Below are 9,593 nucleotides of genomic sequence, written 5' to 3' on the forward strand. Positions count from 1 at the left end.
TAAATTTTAATTTAAATATAGAAAATTTTCTGCCTTTAGTAAGAGTTAAAAGTACTCAACAATGATATAACCCTAAAAAGGTCTGTGGAAAAATTACAACTGTCTTGGGGGTTACTTTATGTCAGAATTAATTCAAGCTGTTCTCGATAGTGAAGAAAAAAATGATCTGCGTTCTCTAATTAGTGATATACGTCAGCAAGAAAAAAAGTACTTACTGCGAAACGATATCCTAAATTTATATAGTGAATATTGCTCCAAGTACAAAAAGCCACTTGTGTTTTATAAGTCTTCAAATTTGGGCAAACTAATTTACTATACTCAGGAAATTATTCAAGATGATTCAAACCTTTTTTTGATTATCCGCCCAAAAATAGCTAGTCAGGAAGTTTATAGATTAACGGCAGACTTGAGTGTAGACTCAATAACAGTACAGGAACTTTTGGATCAGCGCGATCGCCTAGTCAACCGCTACCATCCCAACGAAGGCGACTTGTTAGAACTAGATTTTGGTCCATTTTATGACTACTCACCAGTAATTCGCGATCCAAAAAATATTGGTAAAGGAGTACAGTATCTCAACCGTTATCTATCCAGTAAACTATTTCAAGACGCTAAACAATGGCTGGAAAGCTTGTTTGTTTTCTTGCGCTTACACCAATATAACGGTATCCAACTACTAATTAACGATCGCATCCAATCCCAGCAACAACTTTCTGAACAAGTCAAAAAAGCGATCGCCTTTGTGAGTGAGCGCCCCAACGAGCAACCCTACGAAGAATTCCGCTTCGCCCTGCAAATGATGGGCTTTGAACCAGGTTGGGGTAACACCGCCTTGCGCGTGCGAGAAACTCTGAGCATTCTGGATGAATTAATCGACTCTCCCGATCCCCAAACATTGGAAGCCTTTATCTCACGCATCCCCATGATTTTTAAAATCGTGCTGGTGTCTATCCACGGTTGGTTTGGACAAGAGGGAGTTTTAGGACGCCCAGATACAGGTGGGCAGGTAGTCTATGTTCTCGATCAAGCAAAAAGTTTAGAAAAGCAACTGCAAGAAGATTGTACTCTAGCTGGTTTAGACGGACTCAAAGTTCAACCGAAAGTAATTATTCTTACACGCCTAATCCCAAATAGTGATGGTACTCTTTGTAACCAACGATTAGAAAAAGTCCACGGTACAGAAAATGCCTGGATTTTGCGGGTACCTTTGCGCGAATTCAATCCGAACATGACGCAAAATTGGATTTCGCGGTTTGAATTCTGGCCCTATTTAGAAACTTACGCCATAGATGCGGAAAAAGAACTGTTGGCAGAATTTCAAGGTAGACCAGATTTAATAGTAGGTAACTATACTGATGGTAACTTGGTCGCTTTTCTGCTAGCACGTCGCTTGAAGGTAACTCAGTGTAACGTTGCTCACGCTTTGGAAAAGTCCAAATACTTGTTCAGTAACTTGTACTGGAATGATTTGGAAGACAAATATCATTTTTCCTTACAGTTCACTGCCGATTTGTTGGCGATGAATGCTGCTAACTTTATTATCAGCAGTACTTACCAAGAAATTGTCGGCACCCCAGATAGTGTGGGACAGTACGAATCTTACAAGTGTTTCACTATGCCAGATTTGTATCACGTAGTTGATGGCATAGAGTTATTTAGTCCCAAATTTAACGTAGTTCCCCCAGGCGTAAACGAGAATTACTTCTTCCCCTATACACGTAAAGAAGATAGAGTAGAGAGCGATCGCCAAAGATTAGAAGAAATGCTCTTTAGCTTGGAAGATCCCACACAAATTTTTGGTAAGCTTGATGATCCAACCAAGCGCCCTCTGTTTTCAATGGCGCGTTTAGATCGAATTAAAAATCTGACAGGTTTAGCAGAATGCTTTGGTCAGAATCCAGAATTACAAGAGCATTGTAACTTAATTTTAGTAGCGGGTAAATTGCGCGTTGAAGAATCAGGCGATAACGAAGAACGTGATGAAATCGTCAAACTTTACCGCATTATTGAGCAATACAATCTTCAAGGCAAAATTCGTTGGTTAGGTGTACGCCTGTCTAAGACTGATACTGGTGAAATTTACCGAGTAATTGCCGAACATGAGGGAATTTTTGTCCAACCCGCTTTGTTTGAAGCTTTTGGTTTAACAATTTTAGAATCGATGATTACCGGATTACCAACTTTTGCCACACAGTTTGGTGGTCCTTTAGAAATTATTCAAGACAAGGTAAATGGCTTTTACATCAACCCAACAAATTTAGAAGAAACAGCGGCAAAAATTCTTGATTTTGTCATCAAGTGTGAACAGAATTCTCAGTCTTGGTATGAAATTTCGCAACAAGCTATTGACCGGGTTTATAGTACCTATACTTGGAAGATTCACACTACCAAGCTGCTAGCATTAGCACGTATCTATGGTTTTTGGAACTTTACGAATCAAGAAGATCGAGAGGATTTGCTGCGCTATATTGAGGCTTTGTTCTATCTCATCTACAAGCCCAGAGCGCAACAACTTTTAGAACAACATCAGTATCGGTAATTTGTCAAAAGTCAAAAGTCATTTGTCCTTTGCAAATGACTTTTGACTTTTGAATGCGTGACTTTTGACGAACCCGAAGGGGCTGGCTACCTTGTTGTTAACTCACGCCAAGTTTTTTGTCCAACTACTCCATCTGCTCCTAAGTTTCGTCGATTTTGAAAAGCTTTGACAGCGGCCTCTGTAATTGCACCAAAAGAGCCGTCAATTCTGATACTATAACCATTAGATAATAATAGTCGCTGCAAAACTCTCACAGCAACACCTGAGTCCCCAAACACAAGAGTGGGCAGAGGAGGACTATTTATCCTGCCCAGTTTTGCCATGATATTTTGGTCACTATCTGGTTGAGTTGTTGTTAATTGTTTATCCGCAACCTGCACAAATGCGGGTTTTGGCTGACGATGAGAGTTAACAGCAGTAGATGTATTAATTACGACCGGATTTAGAATTTTAAACTGAGCTAAGTAGTAACTCTTAGATAGAGCCTTTTTTCTTATTTTCTTAAGTGTGTGTTCTTTTCCTATAGTAGAAACTGATGGGGTGGAGCTGGGAGTCCCATCTGATTGTAAGAATTCAGGTGGTGTGATTCGAGCATTTAAGTTTGCTTGAGATAACTGACCCCGTGTTGACTTTTCCACACCATTTTTTAATTGTACTGGTGGCTGCTCCGACTTTTTAGGCGGAGACGGTTGTTTTGTGTTTAACACTCCCGTCATCAGCAGGGCGATATCACTCATTGTATTTCATTTGACTAGTCCCCACATTTACTTTGACAAACAAAATTCCCTCTGTTCCGGAATCTTCCGTAATAACAGCTAAGAAAATGTATTATTTCTCGCAAGAAAATAGACAATGATTGTGTTTGTCTTAATTTATGGTTAATACTGCCGCCTATTTACTTGATATTAAGCAGCACTGTATAAATAACGACAAATAGGACAAGGAAATTTCCTTTATACATTAATAAATTGGGTTTAGTGTTATTTTAATCTACAATTAATCTTTATAATCATCAACGCTGGCGATGAGAAACCCGGTTTCTTTAAGAAACCGAGTTTCTGGAACTGCTATACGCACCCATTGTCAGCATAAAGTGGGAGTGGAATAGTGAGGATGGCGATCGCTCTTACAAAAACACAAAACTTATCGCCCAAGAGTTATGCTAGTGTCAACTCGCGCCAAGTTCTTTGTCCAACTACTCCATCGGCTGGTATTCTACGTTGGTTTTGAAAGGATCTCACAGCAGTTTCTGTCAATGCACCGAAGGAACCATCAACTCGCACAAAGTAATTACTAGACAATAATAACCGCTGTAAGACGCGCACAGCATCACCTGTGTCTCCAAAACGTATACTTGGTAGTCCTGGGGCTGCTTTAGCTGCCATGCTCATAGGCTGTGATTGATTTCCAGATTGTCGCATAAGAAATCCTATATCAAAATCCTTTTTCTATTTCAACTTTATCTATATTGGCAAAAAATTCCCTCTGTATTGGGATTGCCAAACAGTTACTTAAGTCCAATAGCCAAATTTTAGCTTGTTTTACACCATTCATGAGTAGAGGTGAGTATTTTTGATTACAAGTGACTCGGTAATTAAAAACAAGGTTCCGAGATTTCACTGTTTCCATAATCGAGTTATGTTTGTAAAATATAATTTAGTTTTACACAGGATTTGCAATCTTTTGTTGCAAAAGTTTCAACCAAATAAAACACATTACAACAAAAATGCGGTTAAATATATTAAGAGACAATTAAATTTTTTAGGAACGCCAACGAAAAAACCTGTTAAACGAGGCTTTTTCAACGGTTACTGGATAGGCGAATGGCTGCGCAAGGGACGCAAATTACCCACAGTAATAAGATCACCAAAGCAAAATTTTGTTCTAAATCATAATTGTCATCTGTACCGATTTTGTGAAATGCCGTTGTAAAAGGATATATACACATTGTCTTCGGCACAATTGCAAGTTTACTTATATTGGAATAATTCTGCATGACGAATGCTGCTGAACTGCCAACTAGTGCTGGTACTTTGTTGCCGCATGAAAATGCTAACAACACCAATAAGCCCGATCCTCTGAGCACGGCTACAGGTGTTTACGTCACTGTACATGGGCATTTTTATCAACCACCACGAGAAAATCCCTATTTGGATGCGATTGAACGCCAACCAGGCGCGGCACCCTTCCATGACTGGAATGAACGAATTCACTACGAATGCTATCGTCCAAATGCCTTTGCCAGGGTGTTGAATGAACGAGGCGAATTAGTGGGGATCGTCAACAACTATGAGTATTTGAGCTTTAATATTGGACCGACGTTGATGTCGTGGTTAGAACGCCATGATGTAGAAGTATATCAACGGATTTTAGAGGCGGATCGTAATAGTTGCGCACGTTTGAACGGTCATGGTAATGCGATCGCGCAAGTATACAATCACATCATCATGCCTCTTGCCAACGAGCGGGACAAATACACTCAAATCCGCTGGGGCAAAGAAGATTTCCGCACCCGATTTGGACGCGATCCCGAAGGTATGTGGCTGGCTGAAACGGCTGTAGACTACGCCACTTTAGAAGCCTTAGTTGAGTCAGGTATTCGCTTTATCGTTCTTGCCCCCTCTCAAGCACAGCGTTGCCGTCTCTTAGCCACAAACGATGATCCCAACCCTGAATGGCACGAAGTTGGAGGTAATCAGATTGATCCCACACGCCCTTATCGGTGTTATTTGAAATCATCTGTAGAGACGAGCCATGGCGCGTCTCTACAAACACCATACATAGATATCTTTTTCTACGATGGACCGATCTCGCGGGACATGGGTTATAGTGATGTCGTTTACAGTTCCAGTCATTTAGCAGGACGTATTGGTTCGGCTGTACGCGGGGATCATCGTCCAGCACAGTTAATTTCTGTGGCAACTGATGGAGAAACCTTTGGACATCACAAGGGCGGTACAGAGAAAACCTTAGCTTATGCCTTTACCCAAGAATTTCCGCATTGGGGCTGGACGGTAACAAACTTTGCTCACTACCTCAGTTTAAATACTCCCACATGGGAAGTGGAATTAAAACCTGTAACCGCATGGAGTTGCGCTCACGGTGTCGATAGATGGCAAGACGACTGTGGTTGCGGTGGCGGCGGTGGATGGCATCAAAAATGGCGTCGTCCTTTGCGTGATGCTTTGAATTGGTTGCGCGATCGCCTAATTGAGGTGTACGAAGAACATGGGCAAAAGTTATTCCGCGATCCCTGGTTAGCACGAGATGAGTATATCCAAGTTATACGCGATCGCTCCCCTGATAATGTTAACCACTTCCTCAAACGCCATCAAACTCACAAACTTACAGCCACAGAACAAGTAGACGCTTTACGTTTATTGGAAATGCAGCGTCACGCTTTGCTCATGTTCACCAGTTGCGGATGGTTTTTTGAAGAAATCTCACGCCCAGAGGGAACACAAATTTTGCGCTACGCTGCTCGCGCATTAGAACTAGCTGGGGATGTGGCGGGAGTACAGTTAGAACTCGACTTCATCAAACGTCTGGCTTTAGCCCCCAGTAACATAGATTTATTCAAGCATGGTGCGGAAATCTATCGTCAACTGGTAGTTACTGCTCAAGTTAGCTTCAAACAAGTAGCAGCCCATTATGCTATTACTTCGCTATTTGCTAATCATCGACAAGAGACATTAAATTCTTTCTCTCATGGTTGTACTTACCACCATCCTTATCTCAAACGTATTTACTGCTACACCGGAAATGAGTTAGATTACCAACTACAAAGAATGGGATCATTGACCCTAGTAGTAGGAAATTTAAAGCTGGTGTCAGAAATTACTTTGGAAAGCGAACATTTAGTGTTTGCTGTTCTTCATCTTGGTGGTTGGGATTTCCACTGCTGCATTCAACCTTTTAAGGGACGACGCGCATACACTCAAATCAAAGATAAGCTGTTTGAGGCGATACAATCGGCTAGTGCAGCTCATACTATCTTGGTGATGACACAGGTGTTTGGTGAAGAAGCTTTTAGCTTGCAAAATTTATTTGCCGAGGAACGTCACCGTCTGATGGGTTTATTGAGTCAGGAAACCTTAACACGTTTAGACCAACTTTATACCCAGGCATATCGGGAAAATTACGGTGTGTTAATGGCATTCCACCGCGATGGATTACCAGCACCGCCAGAATTACAAGTGGCAGCAGAAATTGCCTTGGGACAGCGATGTAAGATGACATTGCGATCACTTGAGCAAGACATGGGGGAATCACAGCTAAGTTTGAATCACTTAGTGGAACTAGAAGCGATTGCCGTAGAAGCAAAACACCTGCGCTGTCGCCTTGCCAGTGAAGAAAGCAAACAGATGTTAGAGCAGTTGATATTGCGATCGCTCTGGCAGTTGTTGCACGATCCCAATGGTACATTTGATGTAGATATTCAACTTTTAGAACGCTTAATTGATGTGGGCTATGAGTTGAATCTTGGCATTTCCCTAGAGCGATCCCAGGAGCTATACTTTAGCTGTCTGCATAGTAAGATTGTGCCAATGTGTATTGCTACTAGCGATGACAATACTCGTTGTCGCCAACTGTTGAAGTTAGGACAAAAGTTAGCCGTTGACGTAGGGTGCGTTAAAGTAGTATAATTCATCATTCTTAACAATGTAGAGACGTTACATGTAACGTCTCTACATTATGTGTCGCATAATTAAAAAGGGTTGTCAAAACCAGATTTGCTAACCATCAAAATGGCGTCGAAAGCGGGGTCGGAGTTTTCACTCGTTTTGGAAGCGTTCATTTCTAAGTTTGCAAGATTATACAACAATTTTAGACGATCGTTCTATTGCTTGCACTTTAGAATTCTTAGAATAAAGCTAAAGCAATGAAAAATGATTCCGACCAAATGTAAGCATTCTGGATTTTTATTTAAGAGAAAATTCAGTTTTGATTGGGCAGGAGACTCGCCTACTGACGACCAAAATGTCACAAGGCTAACCTTGTTTCTTAAAAAAATCCATCCCTACAGATAGAGTAGGCATAAGTGCTCAATCTTGATGATTGGGCTAGCAACTCAAATGGCATACAGCTTGACGGCAAGACCGTGGATTGGATGGAACAGGTCAGCGACGAACAGTACCAGGCGGCAAAAGTAAACAAATAGGAGCATTCATGTACAACACCAAAGCTTACTCCGCAGTCAGTGAAACATCACCGCTATCTTCCACTACGATCAAGCGGCGCAATCCAACCGAGCATGACGTACAGATCGAAATCCTCTTTTGCGGCATTTGTCACTCCGATCTGCATTCAGTGCGGAACGAGTGGAGCGAATTCGAGCCCACGACCTACCCGATCGTTCCCGGTCATGAAATCGTGGGTCGTGTCACCCAGGTCGGCTCGGCAGTGACAAAGTACAAGCCCGGTGACCTCGCGGCAGTTGGCTGCCTGGTCGATTCGGATGGTACGTGTCTAAATTGCAAAGCGGGTCTTGAGAATTTCTGCCCGAATCAGATCCTCACCTACAACGCTCCAGATAAACACTTGGGAGGGGTTACCTATGGAGGCTATTCCGATAGCATTGTCGTTGATGAACGCTTTGTTCTGCGCGTCCCTTCTAACCTCAATCTGGCTGGAGTTGCACCGCTCGTGTGTGCTGGGATCACAACCTATTCACCGATGCGCCACTGGGGTATCACGAAGGGCAAGAAGGTCGGCGTAGTCGGTCTGGGTGGACTAGGACACATGGGAGTGAAATTTGCTCATGCACTCGGTGCCCACGTCGTCGTTTTCACCACCTCGCCTGACAAGACAGAAGATGCGCTCCGCCTCGGTGCTGATCAAGTGGTTGTTTCCCGCAATGCTGACGAGATGCACAAGCACGCTGGCAGCTTTGATTTCATCCTCGATACCGTCTCCGCCAAGCATGACCTCAACGCCTATCTCAACCTACTCCGCCTCGATGGTAACCTCACCCTGGTCGGTGTTTCCCCTGTCCCTCTGGATGTTGCGGCATTCAGCCTGATCGTGGCACGCCGTAATCTTTCTGGCTCAAACATCGGCGGCATCCCTGAAACTCAAGAAATGCTCGACTTTTGCGGTGAACACAATATTACCGCCGATGTTGAAGTCATCCCTATCCAAAAAGTCAACGAAGCTTACGAAAGACTGGTCAAGTCCGATGTGAAATATCGCTTTGTGATTGATATGGCATCTCTAAAATCTGAATAATACGAAGTTGCCAAAGATAGTATCTTTACAATTCGTTAGATATTACACAGCTTAGCATTGCCTGCAGCTCCTTTAACCACTTGCGGATTCTGCATCAGCCTGCATGCAACGCTGCGATAAAACGGACTCCAGGGTATCAAGGTCGGACCAGACGCGATGAGCTAAACGTTCACGTAACAGTGGCCAGACGCACTCAGTCGGATTGAGCTGTGGGGTAAAAGGAAGGATGGGATAAAGAATTATACCGTCCGGAACGCCCAAGCGATGAGTGCTGTGCCAACCAGCTTGATCAAGTAGTAAAATAATCAACTTCGCTTTGTCTGGATTGACTTGTTCAACAAAGGTGTTCAAGGCAATTTGCATTACCTTGGGATTAACTCGCTCACAAGATAAAAAAGCAACTCTCACCGATGTTGGGATGTACAACCCACATTCCGCACCCAGAACTGTCACATAGCAAGGCAACAGCTGTATTTAGTACATAATAACTAGCATTGATGGGATTTGACTAAGGCTAAATGAGAAAGACTAGCATTAAGTTCCTGGGGGAGTATATATTAACAAATTTTCATGCGTTGATTCTGAAGCACATCAGACTCTAATGATGTAAAAATGGTAAAAAAAGAAATTTTTAATCAACCGAAAAATGTGAAAATAACAGATATTGTTTTGGTATTCTGTTGTGATGTTTAGTGTCAAAGATATTGAAATTAAAAATATTGACCATTTGGGTATAGTGGCAGGAATAGTAGGGAACATCCAGTTTTGGCAAAAACACTCGAATAGTCAAGAAAAGCACATTTAATGTTAGTACCTCTTCAGAGGA

General features: G+C 42.4%; 6 protein-coding genes. 3 read left to right on the forward strand and 3 right to left on the reverse strand.

Annotated elements, in window-relative coordinates; translation table 11 throughout:
* Window positions 1–118 precede the first annotated feature (118 nt).
* Complete coding sequence (locus ICL16_RS35380) at window positions 119–2,539, forward strand: sucrose synthase (RefSeq protein WP_190836257.1); 2,421 nt, start codon at window positions 119–121, stop codon at window positions 2,537–2,539.
* Window positions 2,540–2,625: 86 nt separating this feature from the next.
* On the opposite strand, the gene ICL16_RS35385 is transcribed toward ICL16_RS35380, so the two are convergent.
* Both ICL16_RS35385 and ICL16_RS35390 read right to left on the reverse strand, forming a co-directional pair.
* A complete protein-coding gene (locus ICL16_RS35385; protein ID WP_190836258.1) occupies window positions 2,626–3,276 on the reverse strand; it encodes a peptidoglycan-binding domain-containing protein in 651 nt (216 codons plus the stop codon).
* A 420-nt stretch (window positions 3,277–3,696) separates the two neighbouring features.
* Window positions 3,697–3,960, reverse strand: a complete 264-nt coding sequence (locus ICL16_RS35390; RefSeq protein ID WP_190836259.1) for a peptidoglycan-binding domain-containing protein — start codon at window positions 3,958–3,960, stop codon at window positions 3,697–3,699.
* A gap of 573 nt (window positions 3,961–4,533) precedes the next feature.
* Here ICL16_RS35390 and ICL16_RS35395 point away from each other — a divergent pair.
* Together ICL16_RS35395 and ICL16_RS35400 are read left to right on the forward strand one after the other, a co-directional pair.
* Window positions 4,534–7,185, forward strand: coding sequence for a DUF3536 domain-containing protein (locus ICL16_RS35395; RefSeq protein WP_190836260.1), 2,652 nt, complete (start codon window positions 4,534–4,536; stop codon window positions 7,183–7,185).
* A 523-nt stretch (window positions 7,186–7,708) separates the two neighbouring features.
* Complete coding sequence (locus tag ICL16_RS35400) at window positions 7,709–8,767, forward strand: NAD(P)-dependent alcohol dehydrogenase (RefSeq protein ID WP_190836261.1); 1,059 nt, start codon at window positions 7,709–7,711, stop codon at window positions 8,765–8,767.
* Between the two features lie 72 nt (window positions 8,768–8,839).
* On the opposite strand, the gene ICL16_RS35405 is transcribed toward ICL16_RS35400, so the two are convergent.
* A complete protein-coding gene (locus ICL16_RS35405) occupies window positions 8,840–9,220 on the reverse strand; it encodes a hypothetical protein (RefSeq protein ID WP_190836262.1) in 381 nt (126 codons plus the stop codon).
* Between the last annotated feature and the right edge of the window lie 373 nt (window positions 9,221–9,593).

Origin of the sequence: Iningainema tapete BLCC-T55 (assembly GCF_014698965.1) — a bacterium.
Classification (GTDB): domain Bacteria; phylum Cyanobacteriota; class Cyanobacteriia; order Cyanobacteriales; family Nostocaceae; genus Iningainema; species Iningainema tapete.